General features: G+C 54.4%; 22 protein-coding genes and 1 pseudogene. 9 read left to right on the top strand and 14 right to left on the bottom strand.

Features of this window, described 5'->3' with window-relative positions:
- Window positions 1–10: 10 nt before the first annotated feature.
- Window positions 11–1,288: an MFS transporter gene (locus tag LN450_RS06195; protein ID WP_228892713.1), complete on the top strand. Its 1,278-nt coding sequence runs from the start codon at window positions 11–13 to the stop codon at window positions 1,286–1,288.
- A gap of 202 nt (window positions 1,289–1,490) precedes the next feature.
- On the opposite strand, the gene LN450_RS06190 is transcribed toward LN450_RS06195, so the two are convergent.
- From LN450_RS06190 to LN450_RS06150, 9 genes are all read right to left on the bottom strand, one after another.
- Complete coding sequence (locus tag LN450_RS06190) at window positions 1,491–1,883, bottom strand: hypothetical protein (RefSeq protein ID WP_228892710.1); 393 nt, start codon at window positions 1,881–1,883, stop codon at window positions 1,491–1,493.
- Between the two features lie 148 nt (window positions 1,884–2,031).
- Entirely contained in the window at window positions 2,032–2,610 is a 579-nt protein-coding gene (locus tag LN450_RS06185) for a hypothetical protein (RefSeq protein WP_081033293.1), read from the bottom strand.
- Window positions 2,611–2,618: 8 nt separating this feature from the next.
- On the bottom strand, window positions 2,619–3,365 hold the full coding sequence (locus tag LN450_RS06180) for a hypothetical protein (RefSeq protein ID WP_081033292.1): 747 nt from the start codon (window positions 3,363–3,365) through the stop codon (window positions 2,619–2,621).
- Between the two features lie 107 nt (window positions 3,366–3,472).
- Window positions 3,473–5,689, bottom strand: a complete 2,217-nt coding sequence (locus tag LN450_RS06175; RefSeq protein ID WP_228892707.1) for a peptidase domain-containing ABC transporter — start codon at window positions 5,687–5,689, stop codon at window positions 3,473–3,475.
- On the bottom strand, window positions 5,686–6,984 hold the full coding sequence (locus tag LN450_RS06170) for an HlyD family secretion protein (RefSeq protein ID WP_228892706.1): 1,299 nt from the start codon (window positions 6,982–6,984) through the stop codon (window positions 5,686–5,688). Before LN450_RS06170 ends, LN450_RS06175 begins: the two co-directional genes overlap by 4 nt.
- 303 nt (window positions 6,985–7,287) lie before the next feature.
- On the bottom strand, window positions 7,288–10,215 hold the full coding sequence (locus LN450_RS06165) for a peptidoglycan-binding domain-containing protein (RefSeq protein WP_267476212.1): 2,928 nt from the start codon (window positions 10,213–10,215) through the stop codon (window positions 7,288–7,290).
- Between the two features lie 740 nt (window positions 10,216–10,955).
- Complete coding sequence (locus LN450_RS06160) at window positions 10,956–11,417, bottom strand: hypothetical protein (protein WP_057680400.1); 462 nt, start codon at window positions 11,415–11,417, stop codon at window positions 10,956–10,958.
- 40 nt (window positions 11,418–11,457) lie between these two features.
- Window positions 11,458–13,161 (bottom strand): type IV secretory system conjugative DNA transfer family protein, encoded by a 1,704-nt coding sequence (locus LN450_RS06155; RefSeq protein WP_228892701.1) that lies wholly within the window; start codon window positions 13,159–13,161, stop codon window positions 11,458–11,460.
- Between the two features lie 264 nt (window positions 13,162–13,425).
- The gene (locus LN450_RS06150) at window positions 13,426–13,779 is read right to left on the bottom strand and encodes a helix-turn-helix domain-containing protein (protein ID WP_081033315.1); all 354 of its coding nucleotides are present in this window, start codon (window positions 13,777–13,779) and stop codon (window positions 13,426–13,428) included.
- Between the two features lie 188 nt (window positions 13,780–13,967).
- On the opposite strand from LN450_RS06150, the gene LN450_RS06145 reads away from it, so the two are divergent.
- From LN450_RS06145 to LN450_RS06135, 3 genes are all read left to right on the top strand, one after another.
- A complete protein-coding gene (locus LN450_RS06145) occupies window positions 13,968–14,279 on the top strand; it encodes a hypothetical protein (RefSeq protein WP_057680595.1) in 312 nt (103 codons plus the stop codon).
- 48 nt (window positions 14,280–14,327) lie between these two features.
- Window positions 14,328–14,720: a hypothetical protein gene (locus LN450_RS06140; RefSeq protein ID WP_057680596.1), complete on the top strand. Its 393-nt coding sequence runs from the start codon at window positions 14,328–14,330 to the stop codon at window positions 14,718–14,720.
- A gap of 66 nt (window positions 14,721–14,786) precedes the next feature.
- On the top strand, window positions 14,787–15,014 hold the full coding sequence (locus LN450_RS06135) for a hypothetical protein (protein ID WP_057680597.1): 228 nt from the start codon (window positions 14,787–14,789) through the stop codon (window positions 15,012–15,014).
- On the opposite strand, the gene LN450_RS06130 is transcribed toward LN450_RS06135, so the two are convergent.
- Entirely contained in the window at window positions 15,006–15,851 is an 846-nt protein-coding gene (locus tag LN450_RS06130) for a MobA/MobL family protein (protein WP_081033316.1), read from the bottom strand. The genes LN450_RS06135 and LN450_RS06130 overlap by 9 nt on opposite strands.
- Window positions 15,852–16,334: 483 nt before the next feature.
- On the opposite strand from LN450_RS06130, the gene LN450_RS06125 reads away from it, so the two are divergent.
- Together LN450_RS06125 and LN450_RS06120 are read left to right on the top strand one after the other, a co-directional pair.
- A complete protein-coding gene (locus LN450_RS06125) occupies window positions 16,335–17,726 on the top strand; it encodes a site-specific integrase (RefSeq protein ID WP_248842359.1) in 1,392 nt (463 codons plus the stop codon).
- A gap of 189 nt (window positions 17,727–17,915) precedes the next feature.
- Window positions 17,916–18,200: a site-specific integrase gene (locus LN450_RS06120; RefSeq protein ID WP_057680479.1), complete on the top strand. Its 285-nt coding sequence runs from the start codon at window positions 17,916–17,918 to the stop codon at window positions 18,198–18,200.
- Window positions 18,201–18,624: 424 nt separating this feature from the next.
- On the opposite strand, the gene LN450_RS06115 is transcribed toward LN450_RS06120, so the two are convergent.
- Both LN450_RS06115 and LN450_RS06110 read right to left on the bottom strand, forming a co-directional pair.
- On the bottom strand, window positions 18,625–19,344 hold the full coding sequence (locus tag LN450_RS06115; RefSeq protein ID WP_155518832.1) for a hypothetical protein: 720 nt from the start codon (window positions 19,342–19,344) through the stop codon (window positions 18,625–18,627).
- 252 nt (window positions 19,345–19,596) lie between these two features.
- Window positions 19,597–19,932, bottom strand: coding sequence for a hypothetical protein (locus LN450_RS06110; RefSeq protein WP_057680478.1), 336 nt, complete (start codon window positions 19,930–19,932; stop codon window positions 19,597–19,599).
- A gap of 360 nt (window positions 19,933–20,292) precedes the next feature.
- On the opposite strand from LN450_RS06110, the pseudogene LN450_RS06105 reads away from it, so the two are divergent.
- A pseudogene (locus LN450_RS06105) lies at window positions 20,293–20,650 on the top strand (integrase); the annotation flags it as partial.
- 90 nt (window positions 20,651–20,740) lie between these two features.
- On the opposite strand, the gene LN450_RS06100 reads toward LN450_RS06105, so the two are convergent.
- Complete coding sequence (locus LN450_RS06100) at window positions 20,741–21,667, bottom strand: CBS domain-containing protein (RefSeq protein ID WP_155518830.1); 927 nt, start codon at window positions 21,665–21,667, stop codon at window positions 20,741–20,743.
- A 1,042-nt stretch (window positions 21,668–22,709) separates the two neighbouring features.
- On the opposite strand from LN450_RS06100, the gene LN450_RS06095 reads away from it, so the two are divergent.
- Complete coding sequence (locus tag LN450_RS06095) at window positions 22,710–22,898, top strand: hypothetical protein (protein ID WP_228892698.1); 189 nt, start codon at window positions 22,710–22,712, stop codon at window positions 22,896–22,898.
- Between the two features lie 370 nt (window positions 22,899–23,268).
- On the top strand, window positions 23,269–24,000 hold the full coding sequence (locus LN450_RS06090; RefSeq protein WP_228892697.1) for a hypothetical protein: 732 nt from the start codon (window positions 23,269–23,271) through the stop codon (window positions 23,998–24,000).
- 53 nt (window positions 24,001–24,053) lie between these two features.
- Here LN450_RS06090 and LN450_RS06085 read toward each other — a convergent pair whose 3' ends face one another.
- The gene (locus LN450_RS06085) at window positions 24,054–25,121 is read right to left on the bottom strand and encodes an ankyrin repeat domain-containing protein (RefSeq protein ID WP_057680476.1); all 1,068 of its coding nucleotides are present in this window, start codon (window positions 25,119–25,121) and stop codon (window positions 24,054–24,056) included.
- Window positions 25,122–25,127: the final 6 nt, after the last annotated feature.

Below are 25,127 nucleotides of genomic sequence, written 5' to 3'. Positions count from 1 at the left end.
GTTGCAGCCCATGCAGGAAGTGACATCAAGGCCGACCAAGGCCTGGACTGGATTTTTGTTCCTGGGCTTCGGTTCTGGTTTGCCCTATCCGCTGATCGGCAGCACCTTAGGCTATTGGCTCAGCGAAAAGTCGCTTTCGATTGCAGTCATCGGTGCCTTGGCTTGGACCGCACTTCCCTACTCCCTCAAATTCCTATGGGCCCGCCATCTCGACCAACGCCGTGCGCCGGTCGTTGGAAGCAGCATGTCGCGCCGTCAGGGCTGGATTGTCTTGTCTTCGGTCATGGTCGCCCTCTCTCTCCTGGGCCTTGTCCTGAGCGTTGTCGCAGGTAGCCTTCCGCTCATTGCACTGAGCTGCATCGCAGCCGCCTTTGGCGGTGCGACCCTGGATGCCTCAGTCGATGCGTTTCGGATCGAACAAGAGGCAGTGCACCAGCAGCCAGCTAAGCTCCTCACTGCCTACCAATTTGGCTACCGCATTGCTCTACTGCTGAGCGACGGTCTGGTGTTCTTGGTCGCAGCGCGGTTGTCCTGGCAAGTTGCTTATGCACTTCTGCTTCCCCTGATGTTGGTGCCCATCTGCGGAACGCTCTTTCTGCGATCTGCCCCCGATAGGGTCCTCACCCCAGGTCGCACGAGTGCGGAGAAGCACGGGGCTCCGTTGGTGTCGCTTCGACCCTCCACGCTCCAAGGATGGATCGCGGTGGTCGTCTTCATCGGCTGCTATCGCCTACCGGACATTCTTCTGGGTCCCATGATCAATCCGTTCTTCTATGCCCTTGGCATTGGAAAGAATGTGGTCGGATCCCTCCATATCTGGCTTGGTATCCCAGCAGCCTTCCTCGGAATTTTGGTTGCAGGCACTAGCTTGAAGCGCATATCCTTGAGCACGACCATCCTTGTTGGCGCAGCTCTCCAAGCACTTGCACTCCTCGGTCTTGCATTGCTTTCGTCCAACGAGCAGTCCGTTGAGCTGCTTTGGGCTAGCGTTATTCTTCAAAACCTTGCCAGTAGCTATACCGGCATCGCGTTGGTTGCTTACATGTCAAAGCTAGTCACACTCGGGCGCGCAGGAGAGCACTACGCTTGGCTAACAAGCTTCTACTCGATCTTCGGCAGGGTGCTTGCCGGCTTCTCAGGCCTTGCAGTGGCTTATCTCACCACGCGCTATGGACAAAGCCTAGGCTATGGCACGTTTTTCATCGGCATCTGCTTGACTTGCGCGCCAGCCCTCCTCGTCTACTCCCTCATCGTTCGCAACACCCTGAGAGAGCGGCCGGATGCGTAGTGCCATCACGCTGTCGCCTCCAATGCCCACAGCGGCTACTTATGACGATGTATTGCCTGAACTCATCCTTTTACGCCAAACGTGTTGGTTGCTCATCTCGGCGCTAGCCAACTAGATAGATGCCTAATTGGCTAGCGCCAGCAAACCGTTTAGTTTCGACTCCTCGTGAGCCCAAGCAAGCACTCACTCTTCGAGCTCGCTTTCACATACACAGACGTTCCACCAAGATCGGTTTTGTAGAAAACCTCCTTGCCGGCATCGGCGAGTGGCGCGGCGTCAATTCCATATACGCAAAGCTCACTCCTTTGTCGAGCTCAGGTGGAACCCTGAACTCAACGAAGGAGACTCCATATTGATCCTTTGTCTTCAACGCGGCTGAACGAAAAGCAATGTTCAATGACCGGCTTGAACTTACTTGCCGAAATTCACTGAGGCCGATATCACGGAAAGTTTCATAGTTGACCGGCTTAGCTGGATCATAAAATTTACCGATAACGTCACCCAAATTCAATTGAGAATTCCTATTTTCAGCATGCACAACCATTGCCGTGACAATAAAAATTGGGATGATTAGAAAAGCCAACGCCCTCTTCATCAGTATAGTCACACCCTATCACTCAAATATAATGAAAGATTTCTGAGGGCTTTTTTCCCCATTTAATGGCTATCAGCGCCTTGCACATCACCCTTGCGTCGACCAATCAAAAGGCTTGGCCAACGTAAGGGTGAAGATGATTTCCATTTTAATTGGCGGAAGAACTAGAATCATCCGCTGCTTTTTTGGATACAGTCAATCCGGAAACACATGGCGATGTAACATCCGTAGTCGAAACAAATATTTTGTATGGACCTTTAGTTGAAGTTGCCGGCTGCGTCCAGGCTGCCCCTTTTACAACGGATCGTGGCTCTCGAATCCCTTCCACAAACCCGTATTTTTTCACAATATCCCTGTATTTTTCACACCCAGGGGCTTTAGTATCAGAAGAAACGATTGTCAACGCGGCTATGTTCCACACTTGGGAACCTTCGTCATTTCGATTGGTTCCGAAACTCAGCGCAGTCACCTGGGATTTCGGGTCATCTAATGCCACCCGGTAGTGGCGACGAAGGGGTTCATCCCTAGTAATTTCGACATCAGCCGTATCAGTTCCGATCAACCTCTCGACTTGAGACTGCTCGACCTCAACGCCAGAGCTGAACAACGATATCAGGTCGCTGATTTTTTTATCGGTGCCCAAGGCACCCCCAAATGCTAGTGTGGGCATTAAAAACACAGCAGTTAAAATTGCTAATGGAAGAGGTCTGTTAATGCACAATCTCATAATTTCACCTACTTTTTATTTGAATTATAAACAGATTCGTAGTATTGCTTCACAGTTTGCCCACCACCATGGTCCTGATTACCATACCACTCAGCTATCTTAGCGTTCGCCTGCTCTGCTGTTAGCGTCGTGCCAATTTGGTTATAGATGCTAGTTAGATCAGCTGGATACTGCGTAATACTAGTTGCCTCAACTTGTTTGACAAAATTCATCTCGAACATGACTGAGCCGGCTTCGTTATTGAGCCATGCGTTGACATATTGCTCTTGAGTCGGGTTTTGGGTGCCGTAATTCACGGGGTTATAGACATGATAAAGCTCATGACTCAGTACAGTTGCAGCTTGAAGCGTGGTTCCTTTGAGGTCGTCATCTAGATAGATGTTGCCTGCATCAACCTCGCCCTTTACCGTTCCAAGATCTTTAAATTCGACGTCCGCACCGCCCGAAATATATTTTGAAAGCAAACTCTTCACGTCTTCGCTTTTATTCAGATACGCGTCCGCACCCGCACCGAGCCCACTCACGAGAGGCGGCAAAGGTGTGGGTGCACCACCACCACCACCCGGAGGGGTGATTGGCCCGGGCTGCTCAACTGGCGGTGAAGGAGGAATAGTCGGAGGCGGACTCGGAGGTGGATTTGTAGGCGGGTTAACCACAATTGGTGGAATCTCAGTAGGGGGCTCGCTTGGATCAACATCCGCAGCGGCTGCTGCACCTGCCACTAGGAACAGCTCTTCGTTTGTCAATTCTCTCATTACAGCGCTCCATCCTGTGTGTAGACTGTTTTCTTGATATTTTTTTTAATTGAATGTGCCATTTCGCCTTTTTCCTTTGAACTTATTTTGATAAGCGTTGTAACTCCTCATTGTAGACTGGACTTCTCAGCCGTTTCCCCGGCCTCGTCCTGTTCAAATTTGCTAGGCTGTTCTTTGATCAAAGGCCTTAGGATCCCGCCCACAAAGAGATAGTGCATATCGCACATCCGAGAAATGTTCTTGTCGTGCGTCACAATGACTGTAGTCGCGCCGATGCTCTTGATGTTCTTCATCAGCTGTATGCCCATCTGCTCATCAACCCCAGTCGTTGGCTCATCCATCAACAACAACTTAGTGCGCCTGTAGAAGGCTCTGGCCAAGAAGATCCGTTGTTTCTGACCACCTGACAGCGTGTTTCCCAAGTCGCCAACTCTGGTGTTGAAGCCCATTGGCATGCGCTGGATATCGTCGTGGATACACGCCAATTTTGCAGCCTGCACCAGGCGCTCTTGGTCAATGTGCTCATCGAACATAGAGATGTTTTCCGACAACGTTCCTGACAACAGATTGTCTCCTTGCATGACGATGCTGACTTTGCTCCGGTAGCTCGACTTACCGACCTTGCGCAGATCCTCTCCATTGACTAAGAAGTCCCCGACTTGAAGATCTTCAAGCCCCGCCAGAACGCGGATGAGTGTGGTCTTACCCACGCCTGAGTTCCCGACAATCGCAATCACTTGGCCTGCGGGGGCCCTGAGCTGCAAGGCGCTCATGATCCACTTGTCGGTGGATGAGTAGCGGAAGTAGCCGTTAGCAATGGCAATAGCGGGCGCAGCATCCTCCAGCGCGCCGTTACCATGCAAAAACGACTCAGGCTCGCTGTGGGTGATGTCTGAAATGCGCTCTGTGTGCAAACGAAGCAGCCGGAGCTGCATCAAGTAGTCGGCCAGGTTGATGCTGCGTTGGCTGAACTGCGTCGCGTAGATCAAAAAGACCGTCAGCACCCCGAGCGTCATATCCCCACTGAGCACCAACCGGGTGCCTTCCCAGATCACAAAGATGCGGCACAGGCCCTGGATGAGGAGCTGGACAGAATCGAACCCGATGCGGATCCGCTCGGCCCCGATTGTCGCGTTGGTCGCTTTCGCGCTGTAGTTCGTAAAGCGCGACGCCCAAAGTGCTGACTTGTTGAACAACTTGATGGGCTGGATGCTTCGGACCGTTTCGTAGAGCAAGCTTTGCCGGCGTGCATCGATGTTGATCTGGTCGAGGTTGGCTTCTTTCAGCTTGGCGTAGTAAGCGTAGCGCGAACCCACATAGGCAATGGTGAAAGCCAACAAGGCAAAGGAAAGCGGCGCGTCGTAGCTCATCAAGAGCAACAACATGAGGAAAGACATCACCCCATCGATGACCGCTTCCAGCATCTTCGTCGTGAGCGACTGCTGGATGGAGTAGATCGACTGGAAGCGACTTGAAATGTCCCCGGTATGCCGCTTCACGAAATACGACTGGGGTAGCGACACCAGGTGACGGAACAAGTTACTGCTCCACCGCAAGCCGGTGGTGGAAGAGATCCACAGCAAGGTCCACTTCCTGGCAACGGTCAGGACGAGTTGGACCAAGAGCACGATCGAAAAGCCGATCGCCAATGTGGTGACCAGGCCATCGTCCTTGACGCTGAGCACCTGATCCATGGTCAGTCTCAGGTATTGCGGTGCAATCAGCGCGCAGCCTTCCAGGAACAGCGCCAAGATGCCCACGACCCAAAATGCGGGCACCAGGGACCGAAGCGAGCCTGCCAGGTCGCGAAGCGATACCGACGGCACACTCTTAATCTTCTTGAAGGCCGGGCCGGGATGCGCCTCCAACGCAATGCCGCTAAAGACCTCATCGAACTCGTCGAGCTTGATCTTCTTGACGCCGGTTGCGGGATCGCTGATATGCACATGACCGCCCCGCACAGCCGTCAACACGACAAAGTGCCCGTGGTGCAGGTGGACCATGCAAGGCAACGACAGCTTGGGCAGTTCGTAAAGCTCCAAGCGAAGCGGGCGCGTTGTAAGCCCGTTGGCATCAGCGATTTCAATCAGCGAAGCGAGCGTTGCCCCGCTGGTCGACACCGTAAAGCGGTTGCGAAGCTCCCCGAGGCTCGTTTCATGGCCGTAGTAGGAGAGCAGCATCGCAATGCAGGCCAGGCCGCACTCGCTCGACTCCGTCTGACGGATATGCGGCACACGGCGCTTCGAGGAGAACACCAGGCTTGGTTCAGCAGAGCGATCCGTCTCGGCAGCGCCATTGGCGGATGGTGTCAAGACGTCCTTCATCGCTTTTCACCCGTCAAGCGTGATCCCATGGTTTGGAAGGGGTCAAACATCCACTCCCAGATCTTTCGGCCCTCCAAGATCAGTTCCGCGTCCACTTCCATCCCCGGCAGGAAGGACTTCGCTTCTTGGGCAACTCCGATGGTCTGATAAGGCAAGGCCACCTTGGCGGTGTAAACCGGCTCAGTGGGCGACTGGCGACCATAGCGGCGCTCCAACTCACCGAGCGGACTCGTTTGCGTCGACAGCGATGCGATGCGCCCCTGGATGGCGCCATACTTTGCTTTCGGGAATGCGGCGATGTTGAGCAGCACCTCGGTGCCGACATTCACATGTCCGATGGCCCTGGAAGGAATAAGAATTTCAGCTTCGAACACCGACTCGCTTGGGGTGATGGACGCGATGATCGAGTCGGTGCCAATGCGCTGACCTTGTGATGCAAAGATTGCTGCAACACTGCCGCTCAAGGGTGAGGTGATGGTTTGCAGACGGTCAGACTTGGCTCTGGCCACTTGATCTTCGATCGTGGACTTCTCGCGCTCGATTTCACTTGCTTGCCTGCTGGCCGTTGTCTTTATCTCGGTGATCTCACCCAGCAATGCGGCACGTTGATTGCGAAGTGTGGACTGCTGCGCGCGGGCATCCTGAATCTCCGCCTCTGCATCCAAGAGGGCATTTTCGTAGGTGAGGTAGGTGTATTTGGACACATACTTCTCAGCAAGCAGCGGCTCAATGGTCTTCAACAGTTCTTTGTTCTTGGCGTATTTCTTTTCCAAGATTGAGATCTTGCGAGCGACTTCCTGCATCGCACCGCTCGTTTCTTCGACTTGACGCGTCAGTTCCCGCTCGCGCTGGCCGGAAAAGTCATGCGTTTGCAATTGCTCCTTGGTCAGTTCTTCTGATCGGGTGAGCGCACGCTTGATCGTCTCATCGGACAAAGAGCGACCCGCTTCATCGGTGATGTCGGCTGACAGCTCCGCAAGCACTTGGCCTTTCTTGACCAACGCATTTGGCTTCAATGTCGTCGACAGGATGAGGCCAGGCGTTCCACTGCGGATGTCCACTCGCCCATGCGTGGAAATGATCTGGCCCGACACGTGCTCCCGCTTGGAGTAGGACGCGGTCAGAACAAACGTGGCCAGCAAGAGGAAAAGCACACAGCCACAGCCGATCCAGATCCGGATGGACGAGGGAAACGCATCTTTTAGGTCGCCGAGTGTGGAAGTTGTCTCCGGCCCCTTTCGCTTGCGAAAGAGCGGTTGTTCTGCGTCTTCCGTCTGAGCTAATTCGCTATCCATAGCACCTACACTTCGAGATCTACTGCACAACTTGCGTGAGTTGAGGCTACCCGCGCAGACATTAAAATTACATTTGCGTTTTGTTGATCTGGCGTTGGCATTGGCGCCAAACCTAAGGCTGCAAGCCCCACGTTATTGCTTTTTCAGCAACCAAGGTTTGCGTCAAGCGAAGGTGCGTTGCGCAAAGCGCAGCCGCACATTGCAGAGTCGGACCACGGCAGATAGCGCAGAGAACGCGTCAACATCAACTTAGAGCACGTGCTGCTCCTAGTCGTCATCACGGCGATCTAGGCTTCCACCACATCAGCCACCGCCCCCATCACCACTGGACGCGTCTGACATCATTTGCTGCTGAGAGTGGGCAGCGAGCGTCATTACGGGGCCTATTGGGTTCTTGTCGATTTCTTCGCGCTCGCGCTGGAATTGCGCCATCTCCTGCGTCCGTTGCTGATCCAGCGCCTCTGCCTTCTGCAAGGTTTCATTGATGCCAGGCGATGGCGTGTTGAGGGAGGTTTCCGAGTGAAAGCCGGGGGTTTTGCCAAAGACAAAGGCGACATCATCTTGGATGGTCACTTTCCGGAGTTGATCCGCGCGCTCGATCCCTGACTCTTTGACGGCATAGAGCAATTCGGCCGTCTTCTCATCAGATGTGCCCCTCGGAAGTTGTGCCTGGATGGCCGAGAACAACGCGTAATCCCGATGATCAGAGGGAAACGCCTGCTGAGCGACATCTTGGGGGGGTCTCGCTTGCTCGACCCGGTCCTCATCGTTCACACCTGGGTTTGAACGCCCGCCAGCCCCACCGAAGCCAGGCGATGACACATAGGAGGAGGTCGTGCGCTCAGGCAAGACGATCTGTGCAGGCACTTCGATCTGCGTTGGCGTTGCCGGCAATGTCGCTTGCGCAACCTCTGGCTGCGTTGCCTGCAATGGAACAGCCGATGGCGCTTCGTTCTGTGGTGCAACTCCTTGCGCTTGCTGCTCACCGCCCTGCTCCACCGCCGCATTTGCCAATGCCGGCGCTGTGGGTTTCAAGGCTTCTCGGCGCGCGTGTTGTGCTTGGGACAACGCCGCATCCAGGTCTTGGCCGGCGATGCCCGTTGCAGGCAAACCTTGGTCCTGCTGGAACTGCCTCACGGCATGTTCGGTCTCTGGACCATAGTGCCCGTCTTGCGGCACGGCCTCGCCGTTCGGACCCCGGGCATCAACCTGCTGCAAGCGATATTGCAAGAACTCGACCTCCTGCCCTCGGTCGCCAAGACGCAGCCCTTCCACCTCATGCGATGACGGCGGCGTTGGAACAGTTGCCTGGCTTGGGAACGTGAGAGCTGATGAGGGCGATCCGACGCTCGGCGCAGATGCGCTTGCAAAGGCTGGCGCCACTGCCTCTGCCGTCGGTTGGAATGCGCCGGCTGTCGAGGGTGCGGCAACCTCAGATGTTCGGGTTTCTTGGGGTTCGCGTTGCGGGACAGGTTCGGGCTTCGGTTCGGCCGGCTTGGCGACCGGGCGCACGTCTTCTGGCGAAGGCGCGTTGGTGGATGTAGGCATCACGACCGGAGTAGGCGTTGCCGTCTCCGCAACGGCAGGCGCGTCGGGTGTGCGTGCAACGTCTCGATCCCGCTGCACGTCAATGGCTGCCTGAGGCGCTTGGGTTTCGTCTACCCGCGCAGCGGTGACCGTCGTTGCGGCGAAGCTTGCGACCTGTTGCGCTTCTTGCGTGGAAACACCCTGCCGATTGGTCTCCCGCAACGCTTGCTCGTAGGCATCGCGCTCTTGGGGCGATTGCGCGTCAATGCGCAGCTCTGGTGCGCCGGCCGAAGGCGGTTGCTCCTGCCGAAGTGACTGCACCTCGCCGAGTGCCTGATGGATGTCGGCGGTGCTGGTGGTTGCCGCAACACGCACCACACCATCGGCGTCACGGCTCAAATGCTGGATGGGACTGTCCACCGAGTATTGACCGGTCGCATCACGCTCCAACGCCAAAGAACTGGTCGCTGCATCAATCCCGTTTGCCTCACGGGTCTTTTGCACCGCAAGCTGGATCGCTCCAGCGGTCTGAGCATTGGGCGCAACGCCATAAGCGGCATAGGTCGCCTCGGTATTGGCCTGGTCTTGTTGCTGCGCGGTTGGCGTTTGCCGCGCGGGCATCTGTGCCATTGCCTGCGCATGCTGCTCCAAGGCCGGCTGCAAGCGTTCACGCGTTGCATTGAGTTCTAACGGGACATTGCCTTCGGCAGCAACACCATCATGCCGCCACTGACCTTGCGTATCGCGCTGATACTGCCTGCCGTCCGATGCTTGCAACGCATCCGGGTTCAAGGCCGCTTGCACGGCCGCTGGCACAGGGCCAAAGTCGTCCCAACCATTGCGCTGATAAGCAGCTTGATAGGTCGCGGCAATCGCAGCTGGGCCACGTGCAATGTTGGCGTCCACCACCTGAGCTGCTTGCTGATCCAACGCAGCACTGCGCTCGGGGCTTGCCGGATCCACCGTCCAGACAGGTCGATCGTTCCGATCAACGTCGTCGGCGACCATCCGTGACCACTGGCCACTTGCCGGATCATGCCGCCAATCCCGTGCGTAAAGATGCGCTGCATCTGCCTCACTGGATGGTTGCACATAGGGATTACTGGGTTGCACCTTGCCCAGCGCCTGCTCGGTCGCTTCGCTACTGGCGTGATAGTTCAGCTCGCGCGCCTTTTCGGGCAGCGCGAACATGCCCTGCTTCTGCGGCGTATCCACGCCATCGTTTTGCAGGTCGGCTTTTTCTTGGCGAAGCCACTGGCTGCCGTTGAACTCCCAGCTCACGCCCTGCTTGTCGGTTTGCATATAGATCTGGCGGTTGTCCCAGAGCGTCACAGCCTTGTCGGCAGCAGCACTGAACAGATAACCATCGGCCACCACCAACGCGACAGGGCCTGCACCGGTTGTGCCAACAACGGCAGCGGTAGCAGCACCTCCCGCCCAGCCGCCCGCACCTCGGGCAGCAAAGTGCAACGCTTCTGAGCGCGCAGCGGTGAGGTTGTCTTGTGCCAACAGCGTGCCAACACGCTCTCCAGTTTGCGACGCATCGTAGGCAGTGGCGGCAACGCCCAAACCCGCAAGCCCTGCCGTCATCCCGGCGCGACGCAAGCCTGGGATTTCAGGTTCCGGCGTGGTTTGGATATTGCGTCCCTGCCACTCATCCCAGCGCTCCTGACCCGCTTGGGCATGCTCGGTTGGCGGTTTCATGCGCTGACTAAGCGGAAGCGTGCTCTGGTCTAACGCCTTTGATGTTCCCTCAATGGCCGTTCCGCGAAAATACTCTCTGTTGTCGAGCCTCAGAACTTTGTTCTCGCGGAGCGCATCATCACTGGCTGGAATGCGCAGCATGCCCTCGTGTTCACGCGCACGGGCCACGATCAGCTCAAAGGCTGCTTGCTGACCGAGCCGGTCTTTCACACCGGCCAGCGCTTCACGCGGAAGGCCCTCAATCGAGGTGACGTTTGGATTGGCAAGAATGCGAGGCACTTCAATTTCGCCAAAGACACGGCTTGGCTGAGCGTCGCCCACGATGGCATGAACCTCACCTACGGTTGCATCGGCAAACCGTCCCGAAGCATCTGCCCAAGGACCTTGCGTAGGGTGGTAAAGCCACTCTGTGGCAGGCCCCCGATGAGACCCATCTATCAGCTCACGAGGCGAAATGTCATAGATGTCGGCGAGCGCGGTATAGAACTCACGGGAATTCAGAAACTTCGATGCCTGACTTTTATCGATAACCCGGATGTCTTCGCCAGATTCGATCATCGATCCAATGACATCAGTCGACCAGATGTCCTTCGCTGCCGGGCCACTATAAAGAACAGTGACCTTGCCTGAGGCATTTGCGTCCACCTGCGCGGCCAGCGACCGCAGCGATTCTGGTGTTTGGTAATCGCCAGGGTTCTGACGAATTCTATCGATTGCGTCCTGGGCAGATATCGAGCCATTCACACCAAGCACCCCTCATCGACTTCAAAAACGATGTGGTAGTCCGTGTTCCTGGAATGGACGCCGAAATCCTTGTATGCAAGCAAGGCTTCTTTGAGGTCAGCTATGAATTGCTCCTTGTCGGCCTTGAGATGCTCAGGCAGTCCCTCTCCACCATTGATCCACATCAGTCTCCAATGGGACCAGCCGGGCTGACCTCGCGCGCCTCCACCGTCGACCAAATCCAATCTCAGCGTTAGAAGCTCTCCACGCCAATAGAAGGAGAACTTTGTCTGATTTCTGACCTCGATTTCGGTGCCGCCACCGTTTGCGACATTGCGCAAATACATGTCGCGATCACGATCAATTGTCCAGTCTCTCGCATTGGTGCCACCGACCACGAAGTCTCTGTCGATCGCTTCTAGGTTGTATTTGACAACATCTGGCTCAGGAATAAATTCATTTACAAATGGCATTTTAATTTCCCGGCAATGGCTTGGAATTTTTCGTCAAGAGCTAATTTCATGAGCCCGAGACGGCGGCAGATAATTTCTTCAACTCGGCTTTTGGAAGCAGCCGTTTGGTGAAGTAGGTATCTTCGTAATACTTGATCTTCTCGCAGAGCACCGGGCTTGGGATGCCTTCGTAGAGGAAGACCTCCTTGTCAAAGCCCATCGCCTTCAGCTCCTGCGGCAGCATCAATGCGCGGCGTTGCTCGGTTTCGGAGTAGGACACACTGCTTTGCTTGCCACTGGTGTGCGACTTGTTCTTCTTGCGCACCGTGGTGTAGCCGAGCATGTCCGAGTAGTCGTTGGCGTCTTGCTGCTCGCGCGGGGCGTAGACGATTTGCAAGGCATGGTTGGTGATGATGGTGCGCGAGACATCCTTGCCATAGGTCGCGTCCAGCTGCGCCATACTCTGGATGATCGGCAGCAAGCGGATGTTGTAGCCGGCCATGTAGCTCACCGCGCTTGCAATGATGTCGACTCGGCCGATGGACGTGAATTCGTCCATCAGCAGCAAGCACTGGTGTTTGAGCGCCGGGTTGTTCTGCGGCAATTCTTTGGTGTTGAGGTTGATGAGCTGACTAAACAGCAGGTTGATCAACAGGCGGCTTTCCGCCAGCTTGTTCGGCTGGATGCCAATGTAGATGCTCATCTTCTTCTTGCGCACATCGGTGAGCAAGAAGTCATTTCCGCTGGTGGCCGCATCCAGGATTGGATTAATGAACTGGTTGAGCGGCTCTTTGAACGTGCCCATGATCGAGGCGAACGTCTCTTCCGCTTGCGAGAGCAGGTTGTCAAAGGCCATCTTGGCATCGCGGCCCAGGAAGTCGCGCTGCGAGAGCTTTTTGAGGTAGCCCTTCAAGTCGCTCCCATCGCCAGACGACACGCGATAGAGCATCCCAAGCGTTGGGAACATCCAGGTGCCTTTCGGGTGCTTGCGCTTGATCTGATCGTCCAAGCTATCGAACAGATAGAGCGTAAACGCCATGAAGGCGTTGCGCGCTTGGCTCACCCAGAACTTCTGGGCGTCGGAGCCATCTGGGTAGAGCATGGCCGCGATACTCATCAGGTCCGACACGCGAAAGGCGGGATCGGGTGAGATGTAGCTCAGGGGGTTCCAGCGGTGGGTGCGCCCGTCTTCGGCAAAGGGGGTGAACAAAAAGACCTCTTGGCCTTGGCTCTTGCGCCAGCCCGAGGTCAGATCGAAGTTTTCCTGCTTGATGTCCAGGACCACCACCGAGCCTTGGTAGTCGAGCAGATTGGGAATGACGATGCCCACCCCCTTGCCCGAGCGCGTAGGCGCGGCCAGGATCACAAACTGTTGCCCAGGTAGGCGCACCAACTTGCCACCGTGCTTGCCGACCACGATGCCGGTCGGCGACGGTTTGAGCATGTCCTTTTTGGCCAGATCACTGCCAGAAGCAAAGCGCGCATCGCCGTGTAAGGCGGCCGCCCTTGGCTTGAACAACGGGATCAGCAATGCGATCCAGGCCAGCAGCGGCACACCGAAGCCGAGGGCGCCAGCCAGCTTGATCTTGGTGGCATAAGGAGCGTATCGCGGGAGGTCGAGCGCTTTGACGTAAGACCAGTAGGTGCCGACGGTGAGGGGACCGGCCACCTTCAACAGCATCAAGATCAACTGACCCGAAAGGTAGACCCCTGCTGTGAGGGCGAAGAGCAAGAGCGCGGTGGCGACACTGAGCTTGATCTTGCCGGTCATGAAGCGCTGCCTTCCATTGATGATCCCTGGCTTGTTTGAAAACGACCGTCCGCTCGCAAGATTACAGGATCAAGCCACCTGCTCAGATCGGGTGGGCGTTGGCATCTGTGTAGGAATTGTCTGACGGGAAGCATGCCAAGACAGCAACGGGACTTTCGCACCATGGACGACACGGGCCGCTGCGCTGGGCTCAGCCGCAATTTTTTTGCGACGTCCTCCGCTGCTCCCCGAGTGAGAGCTTGTCCGCCCCCTAGGTTATTCGGCCTACTCTTTTTCGGACCTCGAAGGAGACGATGCGGCGAGTGTAGACAAGTGTTTCGCCAGCTCTTCCTGCTTACCCTCGGGCAGCTGGCGCACCAGCTCGATGATCTGACCAAGTCGATCAGACTCGGCGACCAAAGAACTGAGGGACACACCCAGTGCATCAGCCAGATCCAAGGCAGTCTTGAGATCTGGGACATGCGTGCCCGTTTCGTAGCGACTGATGCGAGCCTGAGCGATGCGACTCTCCAATCCAAGAGCGACACCCAAGTCCTGTTGCACAAGGCCAATTGCTAGGCGGCGCGCTTTAAGCCGCGCAGCGAACAACGACAGGATGTCAGGTTGGGGGGTGCTCATCCCTACAAGGATGAACGTGAGTTACGCGCCTTGCAAAAATTCGTTGAACGAATCATTCGTTGAACGCATACTGCCGCTGCATCGGCAAGCTGTCAACTGCACTGGAAACCGTTGCTTGGGCAGCCCTGCCGGCCCTGAACATCCGTGCATGCGCCGATCCGTTCGACCTCCCTATTCAAGGAATTTCTATGTCCAAGGCTCGCTTTGCCGTCATCGGCACGTTGATCGTCTCTCTGGCGGCTTGCTCGGGAGGTCGCCCATCGCAGTCTGAGCGGGAGCACGCTTTTTTGCAGTTCGTCAAAGAGAACAGCAATGACGAGGCCAGGATCGAAGACTTCAAGAGCAACCAGTGCCAAAAGGCGGAAGGTGCGCCCAGCTACACGTGCGATGCCAGCGCAAAGGTAAGGGCATTGGGTCAAGACTTCGGCAATCAAATGGACGGCGTCTACACCTTCACCAAGGTGGGCGGCACTTGGAAAATCACTGGTCGCGTCCAGTAGCCACCGTTGATCGCCAACGGTGCCCCCATCCTTTCCTCAGGAACTCACATGACGGTCGGCACTTTTCTTACCCTGGTCTTCTTCGCTGGCTGCGCCGTGATCTTTTTGGTGCTTGCCAAAACGGTGAAAACGCGCAGTGAAAACGCAACATTTGACCATGACTTCCAGCGGTTTTATGGCTACAAGAACACGCGCATTGCGGTGTCAACAGCACGCGCCATGATCAAGTTCAAAGCCGGCAATCGCATCAAGGCGTATGCGCTGAGCGATGTGCGGTCCTGGGAAAAGCACTGGCACAACTACAATCGAGAAGGCACGCTGACGCTCAATGTCAAAGACATCGATCATCCGGTGTGGACCATCAAGTTTCGCAATGAGGCCGAGATGAACCGGTGGTATGAGCTGATCAGTCAGGCAGTCAACGAAAAATTGGAGCTCTAACCGACTTCTGTGCAGCCATGACATCGCCGCCTTGACGATTAGTGATTCTCTGATACGAATCATGGCATGAACCAGAACTCAAAAATCCATAACAGAACATTGAAGGCCAGCTCGTCGCTTGACCGCGACGAGCTGCATTTCCGCGAGGAGCTTCTGACGCATTGCGTCGAAGAATTCCTGGAAAAGGGCTTTGGCCTAGACCCCCACCTTGAACAAGCACTCGATGGATATCGAGCTGGCCGCTACGACATGCCTGCATTGCAGCGCGAGATCATGCGCCCTTATCTACACTGATTGATCAGACATCGCCTCACCAGCTCGGTCTCCCGTCCTAACATCACTGCGTTGATTCAGGGGCGCGGGCACCCGATTGGCGCCGCGTGCAAGAAGTCTTTCTGCAAACGCTCGCTCCGCCGTGTGCCCTTCCGGAACATCCATGAGCATCCCGCCAGACCGATAACGGTTGAGCAATGATTCGAAGCCGGCTTTGCCTTCGAGCAGGGCTGAACTGTCCGCGCACATGGTCTGCGTTGCTGTTGTTACAGGGTGCGGCTCGTTGACCCGGGCTTGGACGCCTGCATTCGCTAGGTGAGCGTTGATCTGAGTGGCGACCATTGCCCGGATCCACTCCACCTCAACCCTTCCGTTAATGGGTCCATCCAGTTCGCGCGTCTTGGCGGCAAAAACCGCTGGACCCAGCTTTCGCGTGGTGGCCAACAAGTGAGCATAGAAGTGCCGTGGATCGCCCTGGACCGGGGCGTGTGAGCTTGCCTGCACTGCAAAGCCATACCGATCCACCAAGCGGTGAGCCAAGTCTTCGATGAGATCCCAACGCTGCGCATGATTCAACTCGTGCGGGAGCGAAACGCAGAAGTTTCGGCACAGCGTGCTGTCCTTGCGCTTCTCCGCAGCTTCTGCCGCTGTCCAAAGCGCCTGAGGATCATCAGCCCAGGCCGGGGAACCGCCTGGAACGAAACATCGAGTTCGGAGCACGCCTCGGCGCGCTCGATAGTCGTGCAGCTTTCCGTTCGGCTCAGCTAGCAGCATGGCCCCCCGATACGCAGCTGCCGCAACGGCGGATTGATTTTTAGAACGACTGAAAGTTTTAACGCGAACATGAAAGATAGCCATGTGTAGTCCAGTGAGTGAAGATCACTCCTGTATGACCTCAAGTTTTCTCCTGACCAGAGCACGTAAATATAAAAATCGCGGTCCAATCGGACGCCTAATAGTGATGGTTTTTAGGCCCCGTAAATATCATTTATTTAACGTTTACATTTCAATAACGAAGAATGACCGGAATTGAACTTCGCGAAAACGCCTAATCTTGCTCTTATAATAAAATATAATAAGGCGCCCTTTAGGCGTCTATTTTGGAAAAATAAACACTATATAAAGTTGCTTAGTGTTTGCTTTTAAATTTTGGCGAAACCGCCAGCCCACAAGCACTTTCCTAAGTTAAGCCCGCTAATTTTAAATGCGCCGATGTTCCTTATTCGCATCAATCTTCAAGACGCCGAGGCGTAGGCCAAATCCATTATTTCAATTTTTTTATCCTTGACAGCTTAAAGACTGACGTTATCGCTGAATCATCTTCAACCCAAAGGAAAGTCGATGACTCCAAAGCAAAACCAACCACCCGTTGTCCCTCTCATCAATGATGGCGAACACCTTCACTTCAAATCCATTCAAGTCGGAAAAACGCTGTTTAACGACGTTACTGTTCGCGGACGACAAGCCGCAATCCAATTGAGCGAAATGCTACAAAGTGCATGGCAAACTTTCTGTGCATCTCGTGCTCGCCGCCCTAGATCACGCTATCCAGAAGCACTTCCCACGGGATCACCTGCCCGGCTGCTGTCTGTTGAGATCGCGGATTACCTCAAAGACATGGCGAGGCGTGATCTCCAAGACACCACCATCAACTCCGCCGCCCGATCCCTCAAAATTTTACGTCTGACCTGTGGCGATGTGCCGGTCTCACAGATTGACCATCAACACATTCACCAGATGTGGGATGTCTTGCGCTGGGCGCCGCCTGGCTTGACCAGCAATCCCCGGTTCGAGTCGATGAGTGCCGAAGACATCATTGGCGAAGGGGCCGCACTCAATGTGCCCTGCCCCGCAAGCGCCACGACCGAACTGCATCGTCGGATGGTCACAAGCTTTTTCAATGCGTTGCTCAAAACAAAAGCTGTTGCGCACTCGCCGATGGCAGCGTTCAAGCCCAAGAAGCCATCACTCCTCACCAACACCACAACACCATCCAGGCTCTTGTCGTCCAGTGATATTCAGAAGATCTTCGATCCTGCGACCTTCAATGCCTGGGCGTCTAAGTTCCCTCATCGGTGGTGGGGGCCGATTTTAGGCCTTTACACGGGGGCACGTATCAATGAAGTCGCGCAGCTCAAAGTTGCCGACATCATCTTGGAACACGGTCAGTGGTGCATGGCTATCCGAATGACAGCAGACGATGATCTTGCCCAGTCTAACGGTGCTCAGACTCGCCAACGCCTCAAAGGCAAGAGCGCAATCCGCAAAATTCCGTTGCATCCTGAGGTGATCAATGCCGGCTTCTTGGACTTCGTTGCCGACATCAAGGCCTGTGGCCATCCCAGACTTTTCCCGCACTTGTCTGCTGGCAAGAACAAGAAAAGCGGCGCGAGCAACTGCCGGTATAGCCAAGGGCTTTTGAACCAATTCAGCGACTATCTCAAAGATCTTGGCTTCGCCAAAGGCATCGGCTTCCATGGTTTCCGCCACACCCTGGCCACAGAACTTCATGCGGCAGGCATCACGCCTCAGGACATTGCTTTGCTCACGGGACATTCATTGGTTAAGAGCGTGCCAGTGCTGCAAGACCACTACATCCATAAGTCCTCTGGCAATGTCATGCAAAGACAACTTGCAGCACTATTACTCTATCAGCCGATCGTTCAATTGCCGGTGTATCAGCAAGGCCAGTTCAAAGAGAAGCTGCGTAAGGGCGCGAAGATGTATCCCTAAGACGAGCCATGTTGGTTTACAACGCCATGCTGCACAGATGCGGCATGGTTTGGGAACTTGCTCAGTGTAGGGGTGAGTCACCTCATCACCAAGGTTTCCACGATCAATTCCCAAATCGGGCTAGATCCTAAGAGCGGGGCGCGAAGGCTCACACTATCGAGGAGCAACCACCGCGGTCTACATTGGACCTTGATCCAACTCTGCAACTACCTGAAAAGACTTGGGCTTCGTGAAGGCATCGGCTTTCATGGCTTCCGGCATAGGTTTGCAACCGAGTTAGAAGCCGCTGGAGTCAAAGAACAAGACATCCCCCTGGTGACAGGTCATTCGATCTCCAAGAAGGTGCCGGTGCTACACAGCAACTACATCCATCGTTCGGCGCAGCTTGTGCGTCAACGCCAGGTCGCAGCACTCGCTACCTACAGCCCGCCGATCGTGCTTTCGGTCTACCAACGAGGGCAGTTCAAGAAGTAGCTAGGGAAGGACGCGAGGATGTATCCATGAAGCCGGAGGCCAACCTATTTCGGCTGCTCAAAGAAGCACTCTGTGAAAGCGTCCTCAACCTCCGGTTGACATCAAGGCGCCTTGCCACCCGCGCCTCTTCCCTAACTTGTCTGCAAGCACCTTCCGAAAGACCGACGTCCTCCACCGCTACCCACGGCCGGGACGTCGAAGGCGTGCCTGAAGAACGTTACTTCTCAGAAAACATGGTTTAGAGCTCCTACACAAGGCTAACGGCGGCCCTAATGCCATTTTAAGGTCATGTTGACAGAGCTTGAGCAAGGCCGTATCTTGCGCAACTAGGTTCTCTAGCCGGTGCGAGGAACCGCCCACCATGGCCTAGTCATGGTTCAGCGATCGCTGTTAAGAGGAACCGGACCGCAACACTAAAGCCCCGTTATGCGGGGCTTTTCTTTTTTCCAGAGCGTTTTGAACCTTTTCTCTTCTTACCTTTGTCTTTCGCAGGAATAAGCCCCATTAGATCTGCGCAAACGGTAGCAAGGTTTTTTCTCTTTTCCCTACAGCTGCTTGTTAGCTGCTTTTCGTAAGCGCTTTGCACATACAGCACCAGTCTTGGCTGCGGCTCTTCCGTTCGATATAAATCGAAAAAAACTTGGTAGTGGGGGTCATCTACTGTCGAGCCCTGAGGCTTACAGATCATGTAGTTGCTTTTAGCAGCGGCATAACAGAAACCTCCAACCTGCACCATATCGGTAATCATTTTTGGCAGTTCTTTCGAAAGGTTGTACCGACGCTCATGAAACACGCGGACATTTCCACCGCTATCGCTCCAGTGCTGCTCAACCTCGGTGGCAGCTTGTTGAACTTCGTCATCTTTGGATTCGGTGACAACATGACAGTCGAACACGACTCGAATGTTCACCACCATGGCGGGGAGTTGCCCGTACTCGCCCCTGCTGAGCTTCAGATCGAAGGGCCAGAGGTGATTGAACGAAGTCTCGTTACCCAAAATTTTACGCGCCGACCAGCGATGCCAAACTGCTGGGTTACGCCAAGGTGCTTGCTTCAAAATTTCATGCGCCGGCGCAGGAATTGAATCGGAAACCCTTGACGGTTGCTGCTCGATGCCGAGATCCGGCGCAACTGTGACTTCCATAGCTTTGCCTATTTAATCAAGGAGCCACACTTATTCACCACCCAGCTCGCATTAATGAGCAGGCAGGTTAAGCATAATATAAAATTGCAATCCCGACTGCTCTTTCGGATCTAATCTTTAAAACTGGCCACACTTACATTGGCGCAAAATCAAAGTCCCAAACTAATCCATCAAACTCAAAAGCATCGTCAGTGCAAACCGCCACTCAAAAAATCAAGACCAGCTTATAGCTATTAAAACATTAGAAATGAATCACCCGTGTTCGGCACGGAAAAGAGACATTGCGGAAGAAAGATGCCTGGATTGGGTTTGATCCAACACACAACGATTCAGATCCAGCTCGATCTCAAATGCAGAAAACCGCTCGTTGTACTGGGCTTGCACATTGTGATGGCGGAAAAACCCGATGTATTCGTTCACAGTGCCACCATGCATGCGCTGCCGCCCGGTACTATTCTTGATATCTTCGGAAGAAAGTGTATATCGAAAGTGCATATCGCCCGAGTAGGCGACACGCTGCACACTCGTCTCGATGAACGATTTCAATACCTGCTGCAAGAAGGACATATCAGGAGCTTGAAGGGCCATGGGATTGTCACTAAGCCTAGGGGTTGATGCAATCGTACTCCACCCAGACAGATTGCGCAATGGGCTGCTGTCAGACCATGCATTGACCTTGCAAGAACAATACAAGATACATATAAGAGCAAAACAACGGACTAGAACTCGAAAAATCCCTTCTAAAGCCTTGATATAGCTGCATAATCGCAGGCTCAGTAATGCAACCGCAGCACTGCCGGCCTGGCACGCTAGTCCTCGGGCCTGAGCTGGTTGTGCGATCCTGCCTGGCACCGCTTACAGTGGACATCGCCTACATCCTCACCCTACGAACCCAGCACTTGAGTGTCTTGGCGTTAAGAAAACAGCTCCGCAACTTGCTGATTGTATTGCCGCAAGACCGTTGAGCCGAATGGGCGTTACAGCCAAGGCTTCGTCAATCAGTTTGCGAAGTTTTTAAAGGAGCTTGGCTTTGGCAAGGGAATCGGATCGCATGCGTCCCGCCATACCCTGGCTACCGAGCTCGATGCCAAGGGCGTGCGCGTGGAGCATATCGCCTTGACCACGGACCACGCCCTCAACAAGAAGGCACCCTTGCTACAAGACAACTATGTCAACAAGTCGGCCGGGAACACTCGGAAAATCCAGGTTGAAGGCCTTGGTCAATATCACCGCCTGTGGCGCTAACGAGCTATGTGCGAGGACAGTTCAGGAGCGACTGAGGAAGGGAGCGAAGATGCATCTTTAATGAGGCCCCCAACTATGCCAACCGGCAATCAGCGATATGGCTTGTTAATTTTAAAATATAATACTGTGTAGGCATAAATAAATAATATCGCTAATAGCGGCGGTGTGATGCCTCAATCACCCCCTTAACCTCGCCGAGCGGCGATACCACTACCGCATGGCGTTTTTTTGATATCAATTTACCAAGTTCAGTGAGCGGAACAGATGGTTCAACTATCACAAAATTTTTTGCGCCAGCTATTTCGCTAACTAGCTCGCTCACAGTGTGGGTAGACAACTCAAAAATTCCGTCGCGAAGCGACATTGACACAAGAAATTCCGCTATTTCTCGACCAGAGATGACACCAATAACATTGCCCGCATCTTTTACTATGGAATAGTGACTAGCAGACACATCTTTAAGCGATGCGGCAGAATCAATCTCCCTAAATCGGTTGTCGCTTCGCTCTTCAACCGTAGGGCCGAAATTTCCATTCCTCCCAGGCTTCGAACGAATAATTTTAGCTAACGTTGAATGGGCCACAAGCCACTGCAGCGCCTCTTGGGAAACCGCCCCAACCAAAAATTCAATATCAGCGTGCACAGCATTAGCGCTTTGACAAGAAGGCATACCGAGAATGCCCTCATGATGCGCTATCCTGTTACGGAATTTGTGCACACGAGCAAGTCTTGGTTCAAATTCACTAAAATTAATCGAGGCATTAGCTCGAACCACTCGGTCAAACCTCCCTTTCCAAATATTAAAGTGGTTTGAACGAAAAAGATGAAACCAAAATCCAAATTGAAGCTCGGCCACAATATCATCGACGTTATTAGATTTTGCTCCCTCAACGCCATGATGCAGAATTTCTCTTGTTTTCGGAACTAAAAGATCCGTAAAATTTGAATTCCGATACCACGCTTGACTGAAATCTTGCTTTAAAACGTCGTTAACAGCGTTGCGGAGGACAATCTCGCAGGCATGCAGCGGGAATAGCATGGCTTTAGCTAAACGTGAATTGTAAAGATAACTATGCATAGCAAACTCGCTATCCCGCTCCGCGCGCCTAAGATATGGTTCAAAGCGCGAGTCTGACAGACACCTCGTTAACTCTGCGATTACCGTCTTGGAGTATGAATAGTCTTTACTTAGCTCAGCCATAGCGTGCAGGTCCTTTCCGGCTCATCAGTCATAGCCAATCCTTCAAGATGGTATGATTGCACGTGACCGCAGGCTTGTGGACTAGGTTCAGATTTCTCTTGACACAACCCAGAGTGTGCATTAACGTCTACACATATTGGCTAGATGTCCGTTCCGATCTTAAAGTGGTGAACGGCGGCCTTAGAAATAGTCCCCGGGTAAGGTGCGTCCTCCCCGGGGTTTTTCTGTGGACCGCTTTCCATGGGGGATCTCTGATGTCTCAAGAGAGTATGCGATCGACAAGGGCCTAAACGGCAAGGCCCAGGCATCGTTGTGATCTTGGTAGCGTTAGCGTTCATCACCGATTGTGTGTCGCTACAGGCGGGGGATACCCTTAGCATCACTGTTGCGGTCGCTTTTAGGTGTGGTTCTTCAAAGAAAGCGACTCTGCTCACCGGTCGGTGCCCTGTGAGAAAACTGGGCTCCCCTGCCCCACCTCAAGCGGAAAACTTGCAAGCCGCAATTGCACACCTTGCCGAGCATGACCCGACGAGGCTATTAGCAACACCAACCCTCTGCGCCATTGCGCAGTATGGACTTGACTGCACCACAGGCGTTTTGGTTTGCGCACGCATAACGCCTCCTTCAATCAGGTGTCTCGGGCTACGTTTGTCGGGCTGCTGCGCCATTTGGGTCAAAAAAACACATCTTGATCCAAGACGGATCCGGACTCTTTTTTCACAGACCAGTCGGCAACCGGATCGTCAACCAGCACCGGTTCTAGGCGGCGCTCACTGTCAATGAAGAATTCCGGCAGAGTGCCGCTACTAACCACTCGGCACTCTGCCGATCTTTCACATGCTCACTACCGGGAGGCGCACTTTTTAGGTGGACGCACCTGGCTAGTCAAGCAATCAACGAAACCCAGAAGACGATCTATGTGTCTGCCACCCAAAGTGGCACGCCGCCGCTGTTCAACGGTAGCGGTGGACGCGCGCGCACCAAGGTGCGTCAGACCATGCGCGCGATTTATCAGGGGCCGCCGACGCCGACGTTTGTGGATGCGTGTACGCAGCGCTTCATCGACGAAGGATGGACCAGCTACCAGCAACACGTCTTGGATGATTAGCTCTTTCTGAATAGGGGAAGCGACATCTTGCTTCTCACTTGGCTGGGCAATGCGACAGACGATGCAATCGCTTGCTTACTCAATGCCAGGAACTTCAAGGCGCAGGGTAGCCGCCTGGGGGTCGAGATCACACGGGGGTCCGAGTACTCATGAGAACATCGAGATAGCGCTCAGAGCGATTGCCGCTGCACCAACCCCATCCATTGAAGTGCTATTGGCAGGCGCGAAAAATCTGGTTAGCCAAAAGTGGGACAGTCTGCTTTCGCCCCACTTGCTTCAAGTGTCTTATGCCAGCTCTAACCTAGACCTTGATGAGGCGATGGGTTGGCTACGCAGCTCCTTCCCATCTCGAAGTTGATCGACGAGAACTATGCGTCATACAGAAATCGTCAAATCAAGGCGTCCCATCAAGCCACTGGAAGAGCAAGACAAGCTGCTCTCCAAGCGATCATGGTCCATCACCCGTTTGGTCGGCAGCCTCGCAGCCATCACAACTTTGGCTGGGGTTGTCCTTCATGGCTGCGGTCATGTCGCATACACCACCTATCTCAGTGCCTGGGGTGTTCAAGCTGACCTCTTTCCGCAATCTACCGATTGGAAAATTGTGAATGGATACTATGCCATTGTGCTTCAAGGCGTTGGCATTCTCCGATCTGTCCCGTGGCGCGTTCCGATCACGTTTTTTCTCATGCTCTGGTTCGCGATCTGGCTCTATCGTCTACCCACCAGACCAGCAATCAACAATTGCATCACTTTATTCATTCGGGAACGGCCATGGCTAAGCGGTATCGTGTCCTCAGCCGGCATGGCCGCATCTGTCGTTTATTTAGGGGTGATGCTTTACTTGGTTGGCCTGCTTGTCGCAATCATGCCAGGCTTGGTCGGAGAGAGATCCGGGAAAGAGAAAGCAACCAAAGAGAAACAACGCCTCCTCGGCCCAGTGTCGACAAGCGATTCAGAACTCTGGGAGAAGGGTGAGCGAAAGATCCGAGGCCACATCATTGCCAGCAGTTCTGACCTGATCGCCATCTACGACACCGACCTCCATCAGGTCCGCACGCTATCGCGTGGCGATTGGGAAATACGAAGAGTAAGTCCTTAAAGCAGAGGTGTGAGGATGTTGGCGACATCTGGTCTTATCTCGGCAACATCTGCTTACAAGCGCACGCCACGAGATGGGTTCATTGTCACCGGCCCTGCCGTATCGCTCTGCGCCACCCTTTTGCGCTCGTTGGATTGAAGCTCTCTGCGCTGCTTGGCCGTATCAACTCTGGCAATCGCCTCATCAAGCTTCGCCTCAATCGCTTCGTCTGTGATCAGGTCCCGCACATCATCTAAGTTCGCTCGGCGAACCAAGATGTCGGCCACCTCATCATGGCCATTTTCGAGTGCGACGTGCAAAGCCAATTCGGGATAGGCGGTCTTGTGCGCAAATTCCAAGATGGACTTGACGATACCTACATGTCCGGTTCGTGCTGCAGATTGCAGCGCCTCTTCGCCAAAGTCACGAGGCGCACGGTGGGTTGTCACAATCGCCCCGAGCAAGGTGCGCACCACGCGTTCATGGCCTTTCGCAGCAGCGACGTTAAGTCCCAATGCGTAGGTGTCCTCGGGATCTGGAAGGCCCGCTTCGATCAAGAAATCAACGACGTCGACATGGTTGTTCTCGGCCGCCGCCGCAAAGCCGTGCTGCGCACATTGGATCTTCGATGAGAACGGCAACAGATGCTTGACCACTTCCAAGTGGCCCTCTTTGCATGCGGCAATCAATGCTCGACTGCCCTGCGCCTTGGCATCTGAGAACAGGACCAATTGAAAGACCACATCCGCATGGCCATGACGCGCCGCTTCATAGAGCGCAAGTGAGTCGTGTTGCAGAGGGCTGCACTCTTTGAGAAGGCGTTTGACGCACTCCGTGTGCCCGTGCCTGGCAGCAAGCACCAATGCCTCGTCATCCTCTGTGTTGCAAAATGCCATGAGCTGCTCGACCGCTCGCAGTGATCCTACCCTAGCAGCCATATCAAGCGGATAGACCTCAAATGACTTTGACAGCAGTGGAATCAATTGATCGACCAAGCTCTCCTTGCTGCTCCTGATTGCCACATCAATGGCATAGCGTGCCGCAGCATCGATGTCACCTTGAGCCTGACAAAGCGACGTCACATACGTCTCGCTTCCCTGCTTCACTGCCTGCCTAATCTTTCTTTTAAGTGCCTGGTCCATTTTCTC

Origin of the sequence: Xanthomonas euvesicatoria pv. euvesicatoria (assembly GCF_020880415.1) — a bacterium.
In the GTDB taxonomy this organism is placed as follows: Bacteria; Pseudomonadota; Gammaproteobacteria; order Xanthomonadales; family Xanthomonadaceae; genus Xanthomonas; species Xanthomonas euvesicatoria.
This window is presented reverse-complemented; position numbering and strand designations above follow the sequence as displayed.